This window comes from Phenylobacterium sp. (assembly GCF_041913825.1).
GTDB lineage: Bacteria > Pseudomonadota > Alphaproteobacteria > Caulobacterales > Caulobacteraceae > Phenylobacterium.
This window is the reverse complement of the sequence record NZ_JAYSEO010000008.1, coordinates 88,825-108,310: the sequence shown is the minus strand read 5'-3', so window position 1 is coordinate 108,310 and position 19,486 is coordinate 88,825. Positions and strand designations below refer to the sequence as shown.

General features: G+C 71.2%; 20 protein-coding genes. 9 read left to right on the top strand and 11 right to left on the bottom strand.

The window, feature by feature from the left end:
* Positions 1–19: 19 nt before the first annotated feature.
* Genes pstC through phoB form a run of 5 tightly spaced genes read left to right on the top strand, consistent with a single transcriptional unit; the run spans position 20 to position 4,973 of the window.
* Positions 20–1,453 carry a phosphate ABC transporter permease subunit PstC gene (pstC, locus tag ACE3Q8_RS08410; protein ID WP_374469816.1) on the top strand — a complete coding sequence of 478 codons (1,434 nt, stop codon included), beginning with the start codon at positions 20–22 and terminating at the stop codon, positions 1,451–1,453.
* Positions 1,446–2,747 carry a phosphate ABC transporter permease PstA gene (pstA, locus tag ACE3Q8_RS08405; protein WP_374469815.1) on the top strand — a complete coding sequence of 434 codons (1,302 nt, stop codon included), beginning with the start codon at positions 1,446–1,448 and terminating at the stop codon, positions 2,745–2,747. Before pstC ends, pstA begins: the two co-directional genes overlap by 8 nt.
* 5 nt (positions 2,748–2,752) lie before the next feature.
* Positions 2,753–3,565, top strand: coding sequence for a phosphate ABC transporter ATP-binding protein PstB (pstB, locus tag ACE3Q8_RS08400; RefSeq protein WP_374469814.1), 813 nt, complete (start codon positions 2,753–2,755; stop codon positions 3,563–3,565).
* Between the two features lie 11 nt (positions 3,566–3,576).
* Positions 3,577–4,269: a phosphate signaling complex protein PhoU gene (phoU, locus tag ACE3Q8_RS08395; protein ID WP_374469813.1), complete on the top strand. Its 693-nt coding sequence runs from the start codon at positions 3,577–3,579 to the stop codon at positions 4,267–4,269.
* A 14-nt stretch (positions 4,270–4,283) separates the two neighbouring features.
* Positions 4,284–4,973: a phosphate regulon transcriptional regulator PhoB gene (phoB, locus tag ACE3Q8_RS08390; RefSeq protein ID WP_374469812.1), complete on the top strand. Its 690-nt coding sequence runs from the start codon at positions 4,284–4,286 to the stop codon at positions 4,971–4,973.
* A 9-nt stretch (positions 4,974–4,982) separates the two neighbouring features.
* On the opposite strand, the gene ACE3Q8_RS08385 is transcribed toward phoB, so the two are convergent.
* A complete protein-coding gene (locus ACE3Q8_RS08385) occupies positions 4,983–5,645 on the bottom strand; it encodes a glutathione S-transferase family protein (RefSeq protein WP_374469811.1) in 663 nt (220 codons plus the stop codon).
* 140 nt (positions 5,646–5,785) lie between these two features.
* Between ACE3Q8_RS08385 and purD the strand changes: the two genes are divergently transcribed.
* Positions 5,786–7,057, top strand: coding sequence for a phosphoribosylamine--glycine ligase (gene purD, locus ACE3Q8_RS08380; protein ID WP_374469810.1), 1,272 nt, complete (start codon positions 5,786–5,788; stop codon positions 7,055–7,057).
* A 69-nt stretch (positions 7,058–7,126) separates the two neighbouring features.
* The gene (locus ACE3Q8_RS08375) at positions 7,127–8,212 is read left to right on the top strand and encodes a phosphotransferase family protein (protein ID WP_374469809.1); all 1,086 of its coding nucleotides are present in this window, start codon (positions 7,127–7,129) and stop codon (positions 8,210–8,212) included.
* On the opposite strand, the gene lpxK is transcribed toward ACE3Q8_RS08375, so the two are convergent.
* The 5 genes from lpxK to ACE3Q8_RS08350 are packed head-to-tail and all read right to left on the bottom strand — an operon-like array spanning position 8,209 to position 13,992.
* The gene (gene lpxK, locus ACE3Q8_RS08370; RefSeq protein WP_374469808.1) at positions 8,209–9,216 is read right to left on the bottom strand and encodes a tetraacyldisaccharide 4'-kinase; all 1,008 of its coding nucleotides are present in this window, start codon (positions 9,214–9,216) and stop codon (positions 8,209–8,211) included. The genes ACE3Q8_RS08375 and lpxK overlap by 4 nt on opposite strands.
* On the bottom strand, positions 9,213–10,484 hold the full coding sequence (locus ACE3Q8_RS08365; RefSeq protein WP_374469807.1) for a 3-deoxy-D-manno-octulosonic acid transferase: 1,272 nt from the start codon (positions 10,482–10,484) through the stop codon (positions 9,213–9,215). The genes lpxK and ACE3Q8_RS08365 overlap by 4 nt, the downstream gene beginning before the upstream one ends.
* A complete protein-coding gene (locus tag ACE3Q8_RS08360; RefSeq protein WP_374469806.1) occupies positions 10,481–11,485 on the bottom strand; it encodes a cation diffusion facilitator family transporter in 1,005 nt (334 codons plus the stop codon). Before ACE3Q8_RS08360 ends, ACE3Q8_RS08365 begins: the two co-directional genes overlap by 4 nt.
* 30 nt (positions 11,486–11,515) lie before the next feature.
* Positions 11,516–12,220, bottom strand: a complete 705-nt coding sequence (locus ACE3Q8_RS08355; protein WP_374469805.1) for a lysophospholipid acyltransferase family protein — start codon at positions 12,218–12,220, stop codon at positions 11,516–11,518.
* Complete coding sequence (locus tag ACE3Q8_RS08350) at positions 12,217–13,992, bottom strand: ABC transporter ATP-binding protein (protein WP_374469804.1); 1,776 nt, start codon at positions 13,990–13,992, stop codon at positions 12,217–12,219. Before ACE3Q8_RS08350 ends, ACE3Q8_RS08355 begins: the two co-directional genes overlap by 4 nt.
* Positions 13,993–14,075: 83 nt before the next feature.
* Between ACE3Q8_RS08350 and ACE3Q8_RS08345 the strand changes: the two genes are divergently transcribed.
* Together ACE3Q8_RS08345 and ACE3Q8_RS08340 are read left to right on the top strand one after the other, a co-directional pair.
* A complete protein-coding gene (locus ACE3Q8_RS08345; protein ID WP_374469803.1) occupies positions 14,076–14,768 on the top strand; it encodes a protein tyrosine phosphatase in 693 nt (230 codons plus the stop codon).
* Positions 14,769–14,829: 61 nt separating this feature from the next.
* On the top strand, positions 14,830–15,051 hold the full coding sequence (locus ACE3Q8_RS08340) for a hypothetical protein (RefSeq protein ID WP_374469802.1): 222 nt from the start codon (positions 14,830–14,832) through the stop codon (positions 15,049–15,051).
* On the opposite strand, the gene ACE3Q8_RS08335 is transcribed toward ACE3Q8_RS08340, so the two are convergent.
* Genes ACE3Q8_RS08335 through ACE3Q8_RS08315 form a run of 5 tightly spaced genes read right to left on the bottom strand, consistent with a single transcriptional unit; the run spans position 15,048 to position 19,453 of the window.
* Positions 15,048–15,284 (bottom strand): DUF4170 domain-containing protein, encoded by a 237-nt coding sequence (locus ACE3Q8_RS08335; protein WP_374469801.1) that lies wholly within the window; start codon positions 15,282–15,284, stop codon positions 15,048–15,050. The genes ACE3Q8_RS08340 and ACE3Q8_RS08335 overlap by 4 nt on opposite strands.
* Before the next feature lie 28 nt (positions 15,285–15,312).
* Complete coding sequence (locus ACE3Q8_RS08330; RefSeq protein ID WP_374469800.1) at positions 15,313–16,104, bottom strand: 3'(2'),5'-bisphosphate nucleotidase CysQ; 792 nt, start codon at positions 16,102–16,104, stop codon at positions 15,313–15,315.
* A complete protein-coding gene (locus tag ACE3Q8_RS08325; RefSeq protein WP_374469799.1) occupies positions 16,101–17,432 on the bottom strand; it encodes a TldD/PmbA family protein in 1,332 nt (443 codons plus the stop codon). Before ACE3Q8_RS08325 ends, ACE3Q8_RS08330 begins: the two co-directional genes overlap by 4 nt.
* A gap of 37 nt (positions 17,433–17,469) precedes the next feature.
* Entirely contained in the window at positions 17,470–17,871 is a 402-nt protein-coding gene (locus ACE3Q8_RS08320; RefSeq protein WP_374469798.1) for an MAPEG family protein, read from the bottom strand.
* Between the two features lie 55 nt (positions 17,872–17,926).
* Positions 17,927–19,453 (bottom strand): UbiD family decarboxylase, encoded by a 1,527-nt coding sequence (locus ACE3Q8_RS08315; RefSeq protein ID WP_374469797.1) that lies wholly within the window; start codon positions 19,451–19,453, stop codon positions 17,927–17,929.
* Between the last annotated feature and the right edge of the window lie 33 nt (positions 19,454–19,486).

The following is a 19,486-nucleotide window of genomic DNA, read 5'->3' as shown; positions in this document are numbered from 1 at the left end:
AGGGAGGCTTGAGACGCGCATGATCATCTGGGCCGCGCTGGGCGCGCTCCTTCTCTTCTCCGCGGCGACCTATGTCCTCGGGCGCCGGCGCCTGGCGGGAACCGCCGGTGGCCGGACGCATTCGCGGCCGGGCTATCATGGGGCGTACGTGGCGCTCTGGAGCGCCGTGCCGGCGCTTCTGCTGCTCGTGCTCTACGTGGCTTTCGCCGGGCGGGCGGAGCAGGCCCTGCTGCGCGCCGAGCCGCCGCCGGCCGTGGCCGCCATGGACGCCCAGCAGCAGCAGGTCTTCTTCGACGACGCCCGCGCGCTGGCCAAGGGCGCGCCCCGCAGCGAGACCCCCTACGATCAAGCCGCCCTGCAGGCGCTGGACGCCAAGGCCCAGCAGGCTCAGGGGCTGGAGCAGGGAATGCGGCTGGGCGCGCTGGCGCTCGCGATCGTCCTGGCCGGCGGGGGCTTTGCGTTCGCCTGGCGCCGCCTCGCGCCCGACTTCCGCGCGCGCAACCGGGTGGAAGGGTGGATCGGCGGGCTGCTGCTGATCTGCTCCGTGGTGGCGGTGCTGACCACCGTCGGCATCGTGCTGTCGCTCGCCTACGAGAGCCTGCGGTTTTTCCAGGCGGTCTCGCCGCTCGACTTCCTGTTCGGGACCCAGTGGGACCCGCAGATCGCCATCCGCGCCGACCAGGTCGCCGCCAAGGGCGCGTTCGGCGCCGTGCCGCTGTTCGTGGGCACCTTCCTGATCATGCTGATCGCCATGGCGGTGGCGGCGCCGGTGGGCCTGTTCTCGGCCATCTACCTGTCGGAGTACGCCAGCGGCTGGACTCGCGCCGTGGTGAAACCGCTGCTGGAGGTCCTGGCGGGCGTGCCGACCGTGGTCTACGGCTTCTTCGCCGCCCTGACCGTCGGCCCGCTGTTCCGCGGCTTCTTCAACGGCATTGGCGAAGCGCTCATCGGCGGGCCGTTCAACGAGCTCGGGCTCTACCTCGCGCAGGTGCAGAACCAGATGGCGCTGGTGGCCGGGGCGGTCATGGGCATCATGCTCATTCCCTTCGTCTCCTCGCTGTCCGACGACATCCTCAATGCCGTGCCCCAGTCGCTGCGCGACGGGAGCCTGGCCATGGGCGCGACCAAGTCCGAAACGGTGAAGCGGGTGGTGCTGCCGGCCGCGCTCCCGGGGATCGCCGGGGCCCTGCTGCTGGGGGTCTCCCGCGCCGTGGGCGAGACCATGATCGTGACCATGGCCGCCGGCCTGCAGGCGCGGACCACGCTGAACCCGCTCGACACGGTCACGACCGTGACCGTCCAGATCGTCACCCTGCTCACCGGCGACCAGGAGTTCGACAGCCCGAAGACGCTGTCGGCCTTCGGCCTCGGCCTGACGCTCTTCGTGGTCACCCTGATCCTGAACGTCGTCGCCCTGCGGATCGTCCAGAAGTACCGGGAACAGTATGACTGACGCGGCCCACTCCAAGTCCGCCACCGCGCCCGTCGACCGGCGCGCCGCCATGGCCGAGCGCCTGAAGCGCCGCCGGGCCCAGGAGACGCGGTTCCGCTGGTACGGCCGCGCGGTCATCATCGTGGCCCTGTCGTTCCTCGCCATCCTGCTCGGCCGGATCGCGCTGCAGGGCTACACCACCTTCGTGGACTACCGGATCACCGTGCCGGTGTACGTCGACCCCGCGCGGGTGGACGCCGCCGACATCGTCGGCGCCAACTACGACCAACTCGTCGCCGAGGCGGTCCTCGCCAAGCTGGGCGAGCAGGACGACGAGTTCGGGCGCACCTCCGGCAAGCTGAAGCAGCTCATGTCGAGCGACCTCGGCTTCCAGATCCTCGACCAGGTCCGGGCCGACCCCTCCCTGATCGGCAAGACGGTGACCGTCACCGGCCCGCTGGGCGCCGACGCCGGCCTCTACTTCAAGGGCGAGATCGCGCGCGAAACGCCCGAGGCCGACCGTAAGCTCGACAACCGGCAGCTCGCCTGGCTCGACCGGCTGGACCAGCAGGGCCTGGTCTCCTCGGGCTTCAACGTCAGCTTCCTCACGAAGTCGGACTCCACCGAGCCGGAGCAGGCGGGCGTGCTGGGGGCCGTGGTCGGCTCGTTCATGATGCTGATCGTGACCGCGGCGCTCGCCGTGCCGATCGGCATGCTGGCGGCTGTCTACCTCGAGGAGTTCGCACCGAAGAACCGCTGGACCGACCTCATCGAGGTGAACATCAACAACCTCGCGGCGGTGCCCTCGATCGTCTACGGCCTGCTCGGCCTTGCGGTGTTCATCAACTGGCTGGCGGTGCCCAGGTCGTCGCCGCTGGTGGGCGGTCTGGTGCTGGCGTTGATGAGCCTGCCCACGGTGATCATCGCCACCCGCGCCGCGCTCAAGGCCGTCCCGCCCTCGATCCGCGAGGCGGCCCTGGCGGTGGGCGCGTCGAAGACCCAGACGGTCTTCCACCACGTCCTGCCGCTCGCCATGCCAGGCGTCATGACCGGGGCGATCCTCAGCCTGGCGCACGCGCTCGGCGAGACCGCACCGCTGCTGATGATCGGCATGGTCTCCTTCGTGCCGGGCGTGCCGGGCGGCTTCACCGAGTCGGCCACCGTGCTGCCGGTGCAGGTCTTCATCTGGGAGAACGCGTCCGAGCGCGCGTTCCACGAACGGACGGCAGCGGCGATTATCGTCCTGCTCGTCTTCATGATCCTCATGAACCTCGCGGCCATCCTCCTGCGCCGCAAGTTCGAACGCCGCTGGTGAGCGCCATGAACGTCAATCCGCACATCTCCCTCGACGTGCAGTCCGCCGCCTCGCCGCCTCGGGCGGTCAAGGTCCGGGCGCGCAACGTCGACGTCTTCTACGGCGACAAGCAGGCGCTGTTCGACGTCTCCCTCGACGTCCCCGAGCGCTCGGTGACCGCGCTCATCGGCCCGTCGGGCTGCGGCAAGTCCACCTTCCTGCGCTGCATCAACCGGATGAACGACACCATCGTCGGCGCCCGCGTGGAGGGCACGATCGAGCTCGACGGCGAGGACGTGAACGACCGGGGCCTCGACCCCGTCCTGCTGCGCGCCCGGGTGGGCATGGTGTTCCAGAAGCCGAACCCCTTCCCGAAGAGCATCTACGAGAACGTGGCCTACGGGCCGCGCATCCACGGCCTCGCCACCTCCAAGTCCGAGCTGGACGGCATCGTCGAGACCTCGCTGAAGCGCGCGGGCTTGTGGAAGGAGGTCTCGGACCGCCTGCACCAGTCCGGCTCCGGCCTCTCCGGCGGCCAGCAGCAGCGACTCGTGATCGCCCGCGCCATCGCCGTGAAGCCGGAGGTGATCCTGATGGACGAGCCGTCCTCGGCCCTCGATCCCATCGCCAGCGCCCGGATCGAGGAGCTGATGGACGAACTCCGCGAGGAGTACACCATCGTCATCGTCACCCACTCGATGGCCCAGGCCGCGCGGGTCTCCCAGAAGACCGCCTTCTTCCACCTGGGCAAGCTGATCGAGGCAGGTCCGACCGACGAGATCTTCACCAACCCGCGGGACAGCCGCACCCAGGACTACATCACCGGCCGGTTCGGCTAGGGGCGCACGCCATGAACGAGCATATCGTCAAATCCTTCGAGGACGAGTTGAACACCCTGACGGCCGAGTGCGCCCGCATGGGCGGCCTCGCCGAGGCGCAGGTGGCCGACGCCATCCAGGCGGTGGTGAAGCGCGACCAGAGCCTGGCCTCCAGCCTGGTCGAGCGCGACGAGCAACTCGACGTCCTGCAGCAGGACATCGAACGCAAGGCGATCCGCCTGATCGCGCTTCGCCAGCCCATGGCCAACGACCTGCGCCGCACGGTGGCGGCCATGAAGATCGCCGGCGAGCTGGAGCGCACCGGCGACCTAGCCAAGAACATCGCCAAGCGGACGCTGGTGATCGTCGAGTCAGAGCCCATGCAGCCGCTCACCCGCTCTCTGGAGCGGCTGGGGAAGCTGGTGCTGACCCGGCTGAAGACCGTGCTGGACGCCTACACCCGGTCCGACGTGGAGCGCGCGCTCGCCGTCTGGTCCCAGGACGACGAGGTGGACGAGCACTACAACAGCCTCTTCCGGGAGCTGCTCACTTACATGATGGGCGACCCCCGGACGATCACCGCCTGCGCGCACATGCTCTTCGTGGCGAAGAACCTCGAGCGCATCGGGGACCACGCCACCAACGTCGCCGAGATGGTCCACTACGAGATCACCGGGGAGGAGATGATCCAGGCGCGGCCGAAGACCGACGCCTTCACCGCCTGACGGAGAGACCCGCCTTGCAGCCGCACATTCTGGTGGTCGAGGACGAGGACAGCCTCGCCACCCTCCTGCAGTACAATCTTGAGAAGGAAGGCTACGACGTGGCCCTGGCCGGCGACGGCGAGGAGGCCCTGCTGCTCGTGGACGAGCGCCTGCCCGACCTGATCGTCCTCGACTGGATGCTGCCGAAGGTGTCCGGCATCGAGGTCTGCCGCCGCATCCGCCAGAGGCCGGAAGCCCGCAATGTGCCGATCATCATGCTGACGGCCCGCGGAGAGGAGACCGACCGGATCCGCGGCCTCGACACCGGCGCCGACGACTATGTGGTGAAGCCCTTCTCGATGACCGAGCTGGCAGCCCGCATCCGCGCCGTGCTGCGCCGCCTGCGGCCGGGCCTGGCCGAGGATCGCGTCCGCTGCGGCGACATCGTCATCGACCGGGTGGCCCACCGCGTGAAGCGCAACGGCAGCGAGGTGCACCTCGGCCCCACCGAGTTCCGCCTGCTGGACTATTTCATGCAGCACCCCGGTCGGGTGTTCTCGCGCGAGCAACTGCTCGACGCGGTCTGGGGCTCGGACGTCTATGTGGAAGCCCGGACGGTGGACGTGCACATCGGGCGGCTGAGAAAGGCGCTGAACGCGTCCGAGGGCGGCGATCCGATCCGCACGGTGCGCTCGGCGGGCTACGCGCTGGACGTTGACGCCTGAGCCGCGCCGTCAGCCGCCGTCGGAAGCGGCGGTGAAGACTGCGAGCTGATCGTCGAAGGCGCGCCTGTAGGCCGGGCGGGCCTCCGCACGGGCGACGTAGGCCGCCAGATTGGGATGGGCGTCCAGCAGAGGCGACCCCGCGACGCGGCGGAGCACGGTGACCATCAGCAGGTCGCCGGCGCTGAACGCCCCGTCCAGCCATTCGGACTCTCCCAGACGTCGCGCGAGGTCGCCCAGGCGCAGGCGGATCGCATCCTCTAGCTTCGCCAGGCGCGCGGCGTACCAGGGCTCGTCCCGCTCCAGGATTGTGGCCAGGGCGCGCTCGAAGATCGGCGGCTCGACAGTGTTCAGCGCCGCGAACATCCAGGCGATGGACCGGGCCCTGGCGTCAGGATCCTGCGGGAGCAGCCCGGCGTGTCGCTCGGCGATGTGGAGGACGATGGCGCCCGACTCGAACAGCGCGAGCGCACCCGCCTCGTAGGTCGGGACCTGGCCGAAGGGGTGGATCGCCCTGTGACCCGGCTCCTTCATCTCGGCGAAGGATAGCAGCCGCACCTCATAGGGCTGACCGACCTCCTCCAGCGCCCACCTGACCCGCAAGTCGCGAGCGAGCCCGCGGCCTCGGTCGGGCGAACGCTCGAAGGCGGTGATTGTCGGAACGTGGCTCGGCATCGTCTTGCTCCGGTGGCGTTCACCCCAAGGACGGGCGGGACCGCCGCGGGACGACAATAGCGCCTGCGTTCGCCGTCGCCCCGGCCTCGGCGCAGCCCCATCCTTGACCGCCGGGCCGCGGCGCGCGAAAGCCCCGGTTCATGAAGATCCTCCTCGTCGGCTCGGGCGGGCGCGAACATGCCCTCGCCTGGAAGATCGCGCAGTCGCCGCTGGTGACGCGGCTGGTGGCCTCCCCGGGAAACCCCGGCATGGCCGGTCTCTGCGAACTGGCCGAGTGGAAGCCCACGGAGGTGGCGCGGCTCGTCCAGCTCGCCCGGGAGATGGCGGCCGACCTGGTGGTGATCGGGCCTGAGATGGCGGTCGCCGCGGGCCTGGCCGACGCGCTGGAGGAAGCCGGCATCCCCTGCTTCGGCCCGACGGCGGCGGCGGGGCGGCTGGAGTCGTCGAAGGCGTTCACCAAGGCATTCGCCGAGCGGCACCACCTGCCGACCTCCCGCTACAGGATCTGCGAGGACCGTGAGACGGCCTATGCCGCGCTGGCCGACTTCAGCCCCCCTTATGTGGTCAAGGCCGACGGGCTGGCGGCCGGCAAGGGCGTGGTGATCGCGCAGGACGAGCCGGCGGCGCGCGCGGCCATAGACGACGCCTTCTCGGGCGGCTTCGGCGACGCCGGCCAGGTGATCGTGCTGGAGGAATTCATCGAGGGCGAGATCGGCTCGCTGTTTGCGCTCAGCGACGGCAAGACCTCGAAGCTGTTCGGCTGGGCCCAGGACCACAAGCGCGCCTTCGACGGCGAGCAGGGGCCGAATACCGGCGGCATGGGCACCTATTCGCCGGCGCCGGTCTTCACCTACGACCTGGTGGAGCAGGTGGATGAGCGCCTGGTGAAGCGCGCCTTCCACGCCATCGCCCAGGAGGGGGCGCCCTACCGCGGCGTGCTGTTCGTCGAGCTGATGGCCACCCGCGACGGGCCAAAGCTTGTGGAGTTCAACGCCCGCTTCGGCGACCCCGAATGCCAGGTGCTGATGATGCGGCTGGAGAGCGACATCGTCCCCTACCTGATGGCCTGCGCCACGGGGCGGCTGCACGAGATGCCCGACCCGGTCTGGCGCGATGACTGGGCGGTCTGCGTGGTGATGGCCGCGCGCGGCTACCCCGGCAAGCCCGAGACCGGGAGCGTCATCCGCGGCGCCGACCAGGACTTCGGCCCCCACGTCCACGTGTTCCACGCCGGCACCACCAAGGGGGAAGACGGCGCGCTGCGCGCCGCGGGCGGGCGGGTGCTGAACGTCTGCGCCACCGGCCGCGACCTGGTGGAGGCGCGGGAGCGCGCCTATGGCGCCGTGGCCGCCATCGAGTGGCCGGAAGGCTTCCATCGCACCGACATCGGCTGGCGCGCTCTGGCCCGCTGACGCTTTCGCTGTTGGCCGCCGCTGCGTAAGGTGGTTTCAAACAAGCGTACGAGTGCAGGGGAGGACGCCATGGCCGTGACCACCGACATCGCCGCCGAACAGGAGCGCGAGAAGGCCAACACGGGCACCAAGGAGGTGGCCGAGTCCCACCGCTTCGACGAGGCTGCGCTCGACCGCTGGATGCGCGCCAATGTCGAGGGCTACGAGGGGCCGCTGGAGGTCCGCCAGTTCAAGGGCGGGCAGTCCAACCCGACGTATCAGCTCATCACGCCCGGCAAGAAGTACGTCCTGCGGCGCAAGCCGCCGGGCAAGCTGCTGCCCTCGGCGCACGCGGTTGACCGCGAGTTCCGGGTGATCAGCGCGCTGCACCCGACCGGCTTCCCTGTGGCCAAGCCCTACGGCCTGTGCACGGACGAGGGCGTCATCGGCACTTGGTTCTACGTCATGGACATGGTCGAGGGGCGGATCCTCTGGGACCAGACCCTGCCGGCCTACGAGCCCGCCGAGCGCAGCGCCATCTGGCGGGCGAAGATCAAGACCCTCGCCGACCTGCACAATACGGACTACGTGAAGGTGGGCCTGGAAGACTACGGCAAGCCCGGGAACTACATGGGGCGGCAGGTCGACCGCTGGACCAAGCAGTACAAGGCCTCCGAGACCCAGCACATCCCCGAGATGGAGCGGCTGATCGAGTGGCTCCCGCGTACCCTGCCGCCGCAGGAGCGCACCTCCATCGTCCACGGCGACTACCGCCTGGACAACATGATCTTCCACCCCACCGAGCCGCGGGTGATCGCGGTCCTTGACTGGGAGCTCTCGACGCTCGGCGAGCCCCTGGCCGACTTCACCTACTTCCTGATGAACTGGGTGAACGGGACGGTGTCCCAGCTTCCGGACCTGAAGGCGCACGGCATCCCGACGCTGGACGAGGCGGTGGCCTACTACTGCGAGCTGACCGGTCGCCCGGGCCTGCCCGACCTCGACTGGTACTTCGCCTACAACATGTTCCGGCTGGCCGGCATCATTCAGGGCATCCTCGGCCGGGTGCGCGACGGCACCGCCAACCACCCGGACGCCGTCAACATGGGCCCGCGGGTCATCGCACTGGCCGAGGCGAGCTGGCGCTTCGCCCAACGGGCGGGGGCGACGGCCTAGAGACCAGCCTTCGCCAGCAACGCGTCCAGCGCCGCCGGATCGTCGAAGGCGGCGCGGACGGGCCACGGCGTCACCCGCGCGCGCCATTCCGGCGGCAGGCGGACCCAGTCCTTCTCGGTGGTGACCAGACCCGCGCCGAACTGCGCGGCGCGGTCGGCGAGCCGCCGGAGGGCGGCCTCGTCGTAGGCGAAGTGGTCCGGGAAAGGGGCGAAGTCGGCGAGCCGGCAGCCGGCGGCGACCAGCGCCCGCTCCACCTTCCACGGCTTGCCGACCCCGGCGAAGCCCACCTGGGGGCCTGCCGGCGGCGCATCCACCGGCGTCAGGTGCGCGCAGAGCACCGGTCGCGCCCGCAGGGCACTCAGCAGGTCGGGCTCGGCGGCCGGCAGGTCGCCCGGCAGCAGGACCACGGAGGCGTCGGCCCGGCCGAGCCCGCTCGCCAGGGGCTCGCGCATCGGCCCGGCCGGAAACACGCGGCCGTCCCCGAACGGCCACTCCTCGTCCCGCGTCTCGCCGTCCACCACGATCAGCGACAGGGCCTTCCGGACCGAGGGGTTCTGGTGGCCGTCGTCCATGACCACCGCCTCGGCGCCGGCGTCAGCGGCGGCCCGGGCGCCAACGGCCCGGTCGCGCGAAACCCAGACCGGGAACTCCCGCGCCAACATCAGCGGCTCGTCGCCCACGTCGGCGGACGTATGATGCGCCGGATCGACCCGCACCGGCCCCGCGAGCCGGCCGCCGTAACCGCGCGACAGCAGATGGACGGCCTTGCCGCGGGCCGCCAGGCGCCGGGCGATCTCGCGCACCACCGGGGTCTTGCCGGTCCCGCCCATGGTGACGTTCCCCACGCAGATCACCGGCACGCCCGGGTCGACAGGCTCGGCCGTCGCGATGCGCCGGGCGGTGACGGCGCTCCAGAGCCACGAAGCGGGCGTCAGCAGACCGCGCGTCATCGGCATGGACCGCCGGTCGCGCCGGTACCACCAGCGGGGTGTCTCGAGCTTCACGGGAGCAGCGGTTCCAGCAAGGCCAGCGCCGCGTCAAGCGCCTCGCCCTGGCGCGCGGCGTAGGCCTGCGCCGCCCCGCCGATCCGCCGGGCGATCCGCGGGTTGGCGAGGAGGCCGGCGACATGGCGGCTGAGCTCCGCGGCGTCACGGGCCTCGATCGCCGCCGCTTCGGAAAACATCTCCCGGTAGGTGTCGGCGGCGTTGAAGACCTCCGGCCCGGTGACGATCGGCCTGCCGTGGCGGGCGGGCTCCAGCGGGTTGTGGCCGCCGACGCCGGGCGCAAAGCCGCCGCCCATCACCACCACGTCGGCCAGTTCGAAGAACAGGCCGAGCTCGCCCAGCGTGTCGGCCACATAGGCGCCTGCGGCGGCGCCGATTGGCTCCCCCGCGGCGCGGCGGGCGACAGTCCAGCCGGAGGCGGCGAGGTCGGCCGCGACAGCCGCGCCCCGCTCGGGATGCCGGGGGGCGACGACGAGCAGGGACGAGGGGCCGGCGTCGCGGACGGCGTCGGCGATCAGATGCTCCTCGCCCGGGTGGGTGCTGGCGGCCAGCACGACGGGGCGGCCGCCGGCGGCGCCGCGGAGCGCGGCCAGCTCCTCCGGATCGAAGGGCAGGGGCGCGCCCACCATCTTGAGGTTCAGCCGCGACCCTACCCGTGCGCCGAGGGTCGCCAGCCGTCGGCCGGTGGCCTCGTCCTGCGGCAGCACCAGGTCGAAGGCCGAGAGCAGCGCGCGGGCCGTGGCCGGCGCCCGGCCCCAGCCGCGGGCGCTGGCATCGGTCATCCGGGCGGACACCAGGGCCAGCCGCACGCCGCGCGTCCGTGCGCCGGCGATCAGGTTCGGCCACAGCTCGCTCTCCACCAGCACCCCCACATCGGGCCGCCAATGGTCGAGGAAGCGCCGCACGGCGCCCGGCGCGTCGACCGGCGCGAACTGGTGGATCACGCCTTCAGGCAGGCGATGCGCAAGCAGGCGCGCCGAGGTCACCGTGCCGGACGTCACCAGGATGGCGACGTCCGGCCGACGCGCCTGCAGCGCCCGGATCAGCGGCAGCAGCGACAGGGACTCGCCGACGCTGACGCCGTGGAGCCAGACCAGCGGGCCGGCGGGCCGCGCCAGGGCGATGCGTCCGAGACGCTCGGTCAGCCGTTCGGCGTCCTCCTTGCCCCGCCGGGCGCGTGCGCGCAGGGCCGGTCCGGCGAGCGGCTCGGCGAGCGCCGTGGCGATCCGGTAGAGCCCGAGCGGCAGGGTGGCGGGCAGGCGGCTCACACCACCTCGGCCGGCGCCAGCCGGCAGGCGTGGGCGGTGTCCGCCTCGACCTGCAGGGTCGCGTGCCCGATGTTGAACCGGCCGTGCAGGCCCTCGCAGGCCTGGTGCAGGAAGGCGTCCGGTTCCGGATTGCCGGGCCGGATCAGGTGGGCGGTGAGCGCCGTCTCGGTGGTGCTCATGGCCCAGATGTGCAGGTCGTGGACCGACTCGACCCCGGGCAGGGCCGCCAGCCAGGCGCGCACCGCCTCCACGTCGACGCTGCGCGGCGCGGCGTCGAGGGCGAGGTCCATGGAGTCCCGTAGCAGGCCCCAGGTGCCGATAATGATGACCGCGGCGATCAGCAGGCCGAGCGCCGGGTCAACCCAGAGGAGGCCGGTGACGGCGATCACAGCCGCGCCGATCACCACCGCCAGCGAAACCGCGGCGTCGGCGGCCATGTGCAGGAAAGCCCCGCGGACGTTGAGGTCCGAATGGCTGCCGCGGAAGAACAGCAGGGCGGTGGCGGTGTTGATCACCACCCCCAGGGCGGCGACGGCCATGACCAGGCCGGTCTCGATGAAGGCCGGCTCGCGCAGCCGGTGAATCGCCTCGGACACGATCGCCCCGACGGCGACCAGCAGCAGCACGGCGTTGGCCAGGGAGGCGAGAATGGTCGCCTTGCGCAAGCCGTAGGTCCGCCGGCCGGCCGGCGCACGCCGCGCCAGCACCGAGGCGCCCCAGGCCAGCACCAGCGACAGCACGTCGGAGAGGTTGTGGCCGGCGTCCGCCAGCAGGGCCATGGAACCCGCCCAGATGCCTGCGCCCGCTTCGGCCAGCACGAAGGCGGTGTTGAGGATCACCCCGATGGCGAACGCCCGGCCCATGTCGGCCGGGGCGTGGTGATGGTGGTGGTGGCCGATGCCATGGCTGTGGCCATGCCCGTGGCCCTGCCCGGACTCGTGGGCATGGTCGTGATCGTGCCCGTCGTGGTCGTGGGGGTGATGCGCGTGGGCGTGGGCCATGCGCCTATGTCTCACCGGCGGCGCCCGCGATCAATGCGGCCGGCCGACCAGGGCCTCGGCGCGGCGCGTGGCGGCCGACAGGCGGGCGGACCAGTCGGCGATCAGGCCCTGGATGGCGGCGTCGTCGGCGTCGGCCGGGACGTGGAGCGGGCCCTCCCAGACGACGGCGCCGCGGCCGAACGGGGCGGCGAACATCACCTGGTCCCAGGTATTGCGGAGCTGCCAGGCCGGGTTGGCGGCGATACCCATGAGGAAGACGGGCTGGCCTGAGCGCCGCGCGATCTGCAGCGCGCCCTGCGCGATCACCTCGTTCGGTCCGCGCGGGCCGTCCGGGGTGACCACCAGCGCGCCGCCATCGGAGACCCAGGCCACCGCCTCGCGAATCGCCGCCACCGCCTGCCGGGCCTTGGCGCTGTCGCCCTTCTTGGCCGACGAGACCCGGATCGCCGGGAAGCCGGACATGGCCAGCGCCTGGGCGATGAACTCCCCGTCCGCGGAGGGCGACACGAACGCCCGCGTGCGCTTGCGCCACCACTGCGGCGCGGTGGCGAGGCAGAGCGGGATCCGGCCGTGCCAGAAGAGCGCGATGGCGCCGCTGTCGCCCGCCAACACCGGCTCCACGCAGGCGACGTTCTCGTGCGTCCAGCGCACGGTGCGCAGCACGACTCGCAGGTAGGTCCCCAGCACCCAGCCCAAGAAGGCCTGGACGCTGTCGTTGCGGAGCAGCTTCTTCAAGCGGCGGTCTCCGCCTCCAGGTCCTGGGTCTTGGCCAGGCGTGCGTAGAGGCCGCGCTTCTTGACGAGGCTGGCGTGGTCGCCGGTCTCGATGATGCGGCCACGGTCGATGACGTAGATGCGGTCCGCGCCGCGCACGGTGGACAGCCGGTGGGCGATCAGCAGGGTCGTGCGGCCGGCCATCAGCCGCCTCAGCGCCGCCTGCACCTGGGCCTCGCTCTCGGTGTCGAGCGCGCTGGTCGCCTCGTCCAGCAGCAGGATCGGGGCGTCCTTCAGGAAGGCGCGGGCGATGGCGATCCGCTGCCGCTGCCCGCCCGACAGGCGGGCGCCGGCCTCGCCGACGGTGGTGTCGTAGCCCTTCGGCAGGGCGGTGATGAATTCGTGGGCCGCCGCCGCCTCGGCCGCGTGCTGAATGGCCTCGAACGGTGCGTCGGGACGGGCGTAGGCGATGTTGGCCAGGATGGTGTCGTCGAACAGGAACGGCTCCTGGGTGACGAGCGCGATCTGCGCCCGCAGCGAGGCGATCGTCACCTCGCGAATGTCCTGGCCGTCCACCAATACCCGGCCTTCGGTCGGGTCGTAGAAGCGCGGGATGAGGTTCAAGATGGTGCTCTTGCCGCCGCCCGACGGCCCCACCAGCGCGATCGTCTCGCCGCGCCGGGCCTCCAGGCTGACGTCTGACAGCGCGGGCGGGCCGTCGCCGCCGTAGGAGAAGCCCACCCGGTCGAATTGGATGAAGCCCGCGCCGCAGGCGAGCGGCCTGGCCCCGGCGTGCTCACGCACCTCCGGCTCCACGTCGAGGGCGGCGAACAGCCGCCGGGCCGCGGACATGCCCTCGGCCATCACCGTCTGCAGGTTGGCGAGCTGGCGTAGCGACTGTGACGCGAGGCCGAGCGCGCCGATGAAGGCCACGAAGGCCCCCACCGTCATGCTGCCCTGCTGCGAACGCCAGCCGGCATAGGCGATGACGGCGGCGGTGATGAGCGTCATCACCAGTTCCGTGGCCGGCGCCGCCCGGGCCCGGGCGTTGGCGCCCTTCACCAGGTGGTTCTGGCGCCGGCGCACCACCTCGGCGACGCGGTCTTCCTCGTAGCCCTCGCGGTTTTCGATCTTCACGACCCGGATGCCGTCGAGGCTCTCCATGATCGCCGTCGACAGCGCCGACGTCTCCGCCATGGCGCCCTTCGCGGCCTTGGTTGTGCGCTTGGAGAAGCGCCGCATGATCCAGCCGGAGAGCGGCAGCGCGAGGATCAGGATCAGCGACAGGGCCGTGTCGTTGGAGACCATCACCGTGATCGCGCCGATAACGGTGAGCAGGTGCTGGGTGTAGTTGATCACGCCGGCGGTGGCGGCCTCGCGGATCAGGCCGGCGTCGTAGAGCACGGAAGAGACGTAGGCGCCGGAGTGCTGACTGCGCAGCCGGGCGAGGTCGGCGCGAACCAGCTTGCCGAACAACTGCACCTGGATGTCGCCCACGACGCCGTTGCCGATGCGGTTGACCAGCGAAGCCTGAACCACCTGCGCCACCGCCCGGCCGAGCGCGAGCAGAGCGATGGTGATCGGCAGGGCCACGAGTTGGCCGGGCTTGTGATTGACCATCAGGTCGTTCACCGCCGGCTCCAGGATGCGGATCAGCTCGGCCGAGATGATCGCCACGCAGATCGCCGCCACCAGGGCGGTCAGCCAGCCCTTCCAGCGCGGCGCCATGTAGGCGCGCGCCACCCGACCGACGACGGCGCGGGTGGAAAGCTCCTCTCGAGGGCGCTCGCTCATGGGCGAGGCGTCGGCCGATGCGGAACCGAAGTCAAGCCGCCGCGGCCTTCGGCCCGCTTCCGTGCGCGGCGGGAAGCGCCTAGATGAGCAGCATGACCGTCGAGCCCGTCCACAACCCCTTCGACCTGTCGAGCCCGGCGGGACGGGCGCGGGCCTACCTGGACTACCTCTGGAAGGACCACGCCTACCTCCGGCTCGGCTTCCAGAACGCCCACTGGATCTCCGAGGAGCTGGTGCGCACCAACCAGCCCTGGCCGCATCAGCTCGCCGCCTGGAAGCTGCGCGGCATCAAGACGGTCATCAACCTGCGAGGGGGGTTCGACGCCAGCTTCCACGCGCTCGAGAAGGACGCCTGCGAGCGCCTCGACCTCACGATGGTCGACTTCACCATCACCTCGCGCGAAGTGCCAAGCGTCCAGCGGGTCCTCGGCGCCAAGCGGCTGTTCGAGACCATCGAGTATCCCGCGCTCATGCACTGCAAGTCGGGCGCCGACCGGGCCGGCATCATGAGCGTGCTCTACATGCACTTCCGCAAGGGCAAGACCATCCGCGAGGCCATGGACCAGCTCCACCTGCGCTACCTGCACGTGAGGCAGGGCAAGACGGGCGTGCTGGACTACACCTTCGAGCGCTACCTCGACGAGGGCGAGCCGGTCGGCATGAGCTTCCTCGAATGGGTGCAGAGCCCGATGTACGACCCGGCGGGGATGAAGGCGAAGTTCCGCGCGGGCATGATCGGCAGCGTGCTCACCGAGAAGCTGCTGCGGCGTGAGTGAGCCCGCCGAGAGAGTCTGGCGCCCGACAGACGTCGGGATATCCTCCGTGCGAGCATAAGCCATGGACGACGCATCGGGCTCCACCGCGGCCGCCGAGGACTTCTACACCCTGCTTTGCGTGCGCGCGGACGGCGTGGCCTCGTTCGTGGACGTGTTCCCGTCGGCGGACGTGGCGCGCGTGCGCCAGCGGGCTGCGGCGCTCCTGGCGGAGCACCGCAGCTCTCAGAGGGTCGAGGTCTGGCGGGACGGGGCCCTGGTCGAGGAACTCGACCGCTCGGCCTAGTGCGTGTCGCCGGCGTCGGGGTCGAGGAGCCGGTGCGCGTGGATGATGAAGTAGCGCATCAGGGCGTTGTCGACGGTTTCCTGGGCCTTGGCGCGCCAGGCGCGGACCGCATCTTCGTAGCTCGGGAAGGCGCCGACCAGGTCGACCTTGGTGAGGTCGCGGAATTCGGGCTTGCCTTCGAGAGACTTCATTTCGCCGCCGATGACGAGGTGCAGCAGCTGCTTGTCGGACATGTTTGACCTTGCTTGAGGGGGAGCTTGATCAGCTTGCCGTGCCGATATGCCGGACGCGCTCCAGGATCAATGGGGCGAGCCCCGGCGCGGCGCAGATCAGGCTCCTCTGGACCGGCGAGGGGCCGTTGTAGCGGAACGTCCGGCCGGCGTGGTCGCCCACGTAGCAGCCGGCCTCCGTGGCGATGAGGTCGGCCGCCGCCACATCCCAGTCGTGCTTAGGGATCGGTGCGACGGCGACGTCGAACTCGCCCGCCGCCACCAGGCACATCCGATAGGCGGTGGAGTTGCGCTGCTCGATGCGCATCTCGGGCCACGGGATCGGCCAGCTCGGGTGGGCGAACACCCGCGGGTCGCCGGTCATGGCGCAGCCTTCCACCACGCAGGCCGCGCTGGGGCCGATCGGCGCGCCGTTGCAGGTGGCCCCCTGGCCCGCCTGGGCGGCGTAGGTCTCGCCGACCTCCGGCGCGAACACCACGCCCGCCACCGGGCGCTGGTCCTCGACCACGGCGATGGACACCGACCACCACGGGCGGTCGTTGAGGAAGGCGCGGGTGCCGTCGATGGGGTCGACCACGAACAGCCGCCGGCGGCCGAGCCGGGCCGGATCGTCCGCCGTCTCCTCGGAGAGCCAGCCGTAGTCGGGTCGGGCGGCCCCCAGCCGCTCGCGCAGCAGGGCGTCGGCCGCGAGGTCGGCGTTGGTCACCGGCGAGTTCCCGGCCTTGTACTCGACCTCCAGCCCACGGGCCCGGAGGTCGTGGGCCAGGCGTCCGGCCTCGCGAGCCGCGTCGAGGATCAGGGCGAGATCGTCGGCGACGCTCATCGGCCGGCGATGGCGAGTCCGTCCACCAGCAGGGAGGGGGCGTTGGAGGCGCCGCGGATCTCCAGGTCCGAGCCGGGGACGAGGCGCCCATAGATGTCGATCAGGTTGCCCGCGACGGTGATCTCGCTGACCGGATAGGCCAGCTCGCCGTCCTCGAACCAGAATCCGGAGCAACCCACCGACCAGTCGCCGGTGTTGCCGTTCAGCGACGGGCCGAACATGGCGGTGATCAGCAGGCCCCGGCCGGCGTCGCGGATCAGCGCGGCCTGGTCCCTGTCGCCCGGCAGGAGGGTCAGGTTCGACGGGCCAACGCCCGGCGGGCCGGCCAGCCCGCGCGAAGCGTGGCCGGTGGTCTCCAGGCCGAGCTGGCGGGCCGAGGCGGAGTTGAGCAGCCAGGTGGTGAGCACGCCGTCGTCGATGATGGCGTGGCGGCGGTTCTCCACGCCCTCGTCGTCGAAGGGCGAGGAGCCGAGGCCGCGCGGCCGGTGGGGGTCGTCGACGACGGAGACACCCTTGGCGAACACCGGCTGGCCGAGCTTGTCCTTCAGGAACGAGGTGCCGCGGGCGATGGACGGCCCCGAGATCGCCCCGATCAGCGGTCCGAGCAGCGAGGCGGCGAGCCGGTTCTCGAAGATCACCGGAGCGGTGGTGGAGGCGATCTTGCGCGCGCCCAGCCGCGCGGCGGCCCGGCGGCCGGCTTCTGCGCCGATGAGCTCGGGCGACGGCAGGTCCGACTGCCAGCGCACCGAGCGTCCCTCGTAGCCGTTCTCCATGCCAGTCTCGTCGCCGGCGATGGCCGAAGCGCCGGTGGAGAAACCCGAGGCGCGGTGGACGCCGGCGAAGCCGCCACTGGTCACCATGGTCCACTGCGATGCCGACCAGGCGGCCGACGCGCCGTCAGAGTTGGTTACCTTCGGCACGGCGCGGGCGGCGGCCTCGGCCAGCCGGGCGCGCTCCTCCAGCGCCTCGGGCGTGGGCTCGCTGGGGTCGAAGATGTCCAGGTCCGGCAGCGGGCCGCGGGCGAGGCGGCGGGAATCCGCCAGGCCAGCGTAAGGATCCTCCGGGGCCAGGCGCGCCATGGCCACGGCCCGCTCCACAAGCTTGGCGCGGGCCTCAGGGCTGATGTCGGAGCCGGAGACGGTGGCCTGCCGACGGCCCACGAAGACCCGCAGGCCGAGGTCCCGGGCCTCCTCGCGCTCGACCTCTTCCAGGTCGCCGAGGCGCACGCTGATAGAAAGGGCCCGGCGCTCCGCGCCCACGGCCTCGGCCGCGTCGGCGCCCGCCTTCAAGGCGGCGTCGACCACATCTCGCAGCAGGTTTTCATCCATCCCGGGCATATGGCGGAGCGCGCCGGCCCCGGCAAGGCTAGGGGATAGCGTAGAACAGCAGCGCCACCGCGCCAGCGAGGTAGGCGAGCCAGGTGAGGACCACGCCCAGGCTCCGCGGCAGCGAAGCGTCGCCGCTGCGCGACAGCCCCACGGCGTGGGCGACGCGCCCGGCGAAGAGGGTCAGGCCCACGACGTGCACCACCATCGGCGGGGCGCCTGCGAAGGCGAGGACGGCGATGCCGATGAGGCCGGCCGGGACGTATTCGGTGGCGTTGCCGAAGGCGCGGATGGCGTGGTTCAGCGCCGGCACGCCCCCGTCGCCCAGGGCCACATGGTGCAGCCGCCGCTGGCGCACCACCAGCACAGACAGCACCAGCAGGAGAAGCAGGTGCAGGCCGGCCCACAGGGCGGCGGCGTGCGCCGAAGCGGTCATGTCCATGCGGTTCTCCCCATCCCCGGCGGCAGTAGCCGCCGGTTCGCCAGCCGGCGCAAGCTCACTCCACCGGCCGCCCGTCGCCGGGCAGGCCGAGCCTGGCCCACTTCTCCGTGACCGCCTCGATCACCTGCCGCTCCATGAACAGCTTCTCGCCCCACTCGCGTTTGGTCTCGGGGGGCCACTTGTTGGTGGCGTCGAGGCCGATCTTCGAGCCGAGACCGCTCTCCGGCGAGGCGAAGTCGAGGTAGTCGATGGGGGTGTTCTCCACCACCGTGATGTCCCGGGCGGGGTCCATGCGGGTGGAGATCGCCCACATGACGTCCTTCCAGTCGCGGGCGTCGATGTCGTCGTCAACGACGATCACCCACTTGGTGTACATGAACTGCCGAAGGTAGCTCCAGACGCCGAGCATCACCCGCTTGGCGTGGCCCGGGTAGGCCTTCTTCATCGACACCACGGCGATGCGGTAGCTGCAGCCTTCCGGCGGCAACCAGAAGTCGACGATCTCGGGGAACTGCTGGCGGATCAGCGGGATGAACACCTCGTTGAGCGCCTCGCCCAGGACACTGGGCTCGTCCGGCGGTCGCCCGGTGAAGGTCGTCAGATAGATCGGGTCGCGCCGCATGGTGATGGCGCTGACTTCGAAGACCGGGAAGCTCTCCACCGAGTTGTAGTACCCGGTGTGGTCGCCGTAGGGTCCCTCGTCGGCGTACTGGTCGAGGTGGACGTAGCCCTCGAGGACGATCTCGGCCTGGGCCGGGACCATCAGCGGCACGGTCTTCGCCGGGACGAGGTCGAGCTTGGCGCCGCGCATCAGGCCGGCAAACTGGTACTCGGAGAGCGTGTCCGGCACCGGCGTGACGGCGGCCAGGATCGTACCGGGATCGGCGCCGATGACGGCGCAGGCGGGCAGGGCGTCCGGCCGGCCCGCGGCCTTCCAACGGCGGTGATGCTGCGCCCCGCCACGGTGCGCGAGCCAGCGCATGACGGTGCGGTTCTTCCCCAGCACCTGCATGCGGTAGATGCCGAGGTTGTAGTCGTCCTCGCGCGCGTCGGAGGGCCCCTTGGTGACCACCAGTGGCCAGGTGATCAGCGGCGCGGGCTCGCCCGGCCAGCAGGTCTGAATCGGCAGCTTGGTTAGGTCGACGTCGTCGCCCTTCAGCACGACCTCCTGCACCGGCGCCTTCTTCACGACGTTGGGCCGCATGCCCATGACCGTCCTGGCCAGGGGCAGCATGTCGAAAGCATCCTTCAACCCTCGCGGCGGCTCCGGCTGGCGCAGGAAGGCCAGCAACTCGCCAACCTCGCGCAGCTCGCCGGCGGTGGTGCGCTCCTTGCCCTCGAGGGTCACCCCCATGGCCACGCGCTTCACCGTGCCGAACAGGTTCACGAGCGCCGGCATCGAGGAGCGCTCGCCGTCGGCGCGGATCACGTTCTCGAACAGCACGGCCGGCCCGCCGGTGGCGAGCAGGCGGCGCTGGATCTCGGTCATCTCGAGGACGGAGGACACCGGCTCGGCCACGCGGACCAGTTCGCCGGCGGCTTCCAGTTTGCCCAGGAACTCGCGCAGCGATCGGTAAGCCATGGGCGGGGTTTACCCGCCGAGCTCGGGCCGGTC

Bases quoted from the DNA above. Each gene is read 5' to 3' on its own strand.
- pstB (WP_374469814.1), top strand. From the start codon at position 2,753: ATGAACGTCAATCCGCACATCTCCCTCGACGTGCAGTCCGCCGCCTCG.
- ACE3Q8_RS08315 (WP_374469797.1), bottom strand. From the start codon at position 19,453: ATGGCTTACCGATCGCTGCGCGAGTTCCTGGGCAAACTGGAAGCCGCC.
- ACE3Q8_RS08360 (WP_374469806.1), bottom strand. From the start codon at position 11,485: ATGGCCCACGCCCACGCGCATCACCCCCACGACCACGACGGGCACGAT.
- ACE3Q8_RS08385 (WP_374469811.1), bottom strand. From the start codon at position 5,645: ATGCCGAGCCACGTTCCGACAATCACCGCCTTCGAGCGTTCGCCCGAC.
- pstA (WP_374469815.1), top strand. From the start codon at position 1,446: ATGACTGACGCGGCCCACTCCAAGTCCGCCACCGCGCCCGTCGACCGG.
- ACE3Q8_RS08320 (WP_374469798.1), bottom strand. From the start codon at position 17,871: ATGGACATGACCGCTTCGGCGCACGCCGCCGCCCTGTGGGCCGGCCTG.
- ACE3Q8_RS08375 (WP_374469809.1), top strand. From the start codon at position 7,127: ATGGCCGTGACCACCGACATCGCCGCCGAACAGGAGCGCGAGAAGGCC.
- ACE3Q8_RS08330 (WP_374469800.1), bottom strand. From the start codon at position 16,104: ATGAGCGTCGCCGACGATCTCGCCCTGATCCTCGACGCGGCTCGCGAG.
- ACE3Q8_RS08340 (WP_374469802.1), top strand. From the start codon at position 14,830: ATGGACGACGCATCGGGCTCCACCGCGGCCGCCGAGGACTTCTACACC.
- pstC (WP_374469816.1), top strand. From the start codon at position 20: ATGATCATCTGGGCCGCGCTGGGCGCGCTCCTTCTCTTCTCCGCGGCG.
- purD (WP_374469810.1), top strand. From the start codon at position 5,786: ATGAAGATCCTCCTCGTCGGCTCGGGCGGGCGCGAACATGCCCTCGCC.
- ACE3Q8_RS08350 (WP_374469804.1), bottom strand. From the start codon at position 13,992: ATGAGCGAGCGCCCTCGAGAGGAGCTTTCCACCCGCGCCGTCGTCGGT.
- ACE3Q8_RS08345 (WP_374469803.1), top strand. From the start codon at position 14,076: ATGAGCAGCATGACCGTCGAGCCCGTCCACAACCCCTTCGACCTGTCG.
- ACE3Q8_RS08325 (WP_374469799.1), bottom strand. From the start codon at position 17,432: ATGGATGAAAACCTGCTGCGAGATGTGGTCGACGCCGCCTTGAAGGCG.
- phoU (WP_374469813.1), top strand. From the start codon at position 3,577: ATGAACGAGCATATCGTCAAATCCTTCGAGGACGAGTTGAACACCCTG.
- ACE3Q8_RS08335 (WP_374469801.1), bottom strand. From the start codon at position 15,284: ATGTCCGACAAGCAGCTGCTGCACCTCGTCATCGGCGGCGAAATGAAG.